This is a genomic window from Bacillus cereus group sp. N6 (genome assembly GCF_016483705.1).
GTDB lineage: Bacteria > Bacillota > Bacilli > Bacillales > Bacillaceae_G > Bacillus_A > Bacillus_A wiedmannii.
Window position 1 is genome coordinate 1 of record NZ_JAEHBI010000201.1, and the last position, 539, is coordinate 539.

The following is a 539-nucleotide window of genomic DNA, read 5'->3' on the forward strand; positions in this document are numbered from 1 at the left end:
CATAGCCATCAACTTAAGGAAATGAATAAAATTTAACTAAATGGGTCATCCTTCCATGCATACCGCAAGGAAGGATGACCCATTTTATGTCTAAAATTAATGATGTTACACAAGAAGAGTTACGTTTACTAGGTGAAGAATTTAAAAGTAAATTTTCGATTCACCACTTACAACTACTAGCAGTTAAAACTGGAATGATTCGACGAAAACGAAAGTGTAGAGCACAAGACCTCGTTTCATTATGCGTGTTTCTCAGCCAAGCAATTGGGACAGAATCCCTAGTTAGTTTATGTGCGAAACTAACTAGAGCTACGGGAATCCAATTATCTAGTCAAGGCCTGAACGAACGATTTAATGCACAGACTGTACAATTCTTAAAGGAATTGTTTTTACAAGTATTTCGAAAGAAGTTTTCTCCAATGACTCCTTTATCTAACCGTTTTACACGTATCCGTATACTAGATTCAACAGCCTTTCAGCTTCCAGCTCAATATGCATCTTCTTACAAAGGGGTAGGAGGAGGTGGTTCAGAAGCTGGT

At 37.7% G+C, this 539-nt stretch carries 1 protein-coding gene; it reads left to right on the top strand.

The annotated features are described in order from the left end of the window. Positions 1-86: 86 nt before the first annotated feature. On the top strand, positions 87-539 hold a 453-nt coding region (locus tag JDS99_RS30935; RefSeq protein ID WP_472926345.1), incomplete at its 3' end, for a transposase.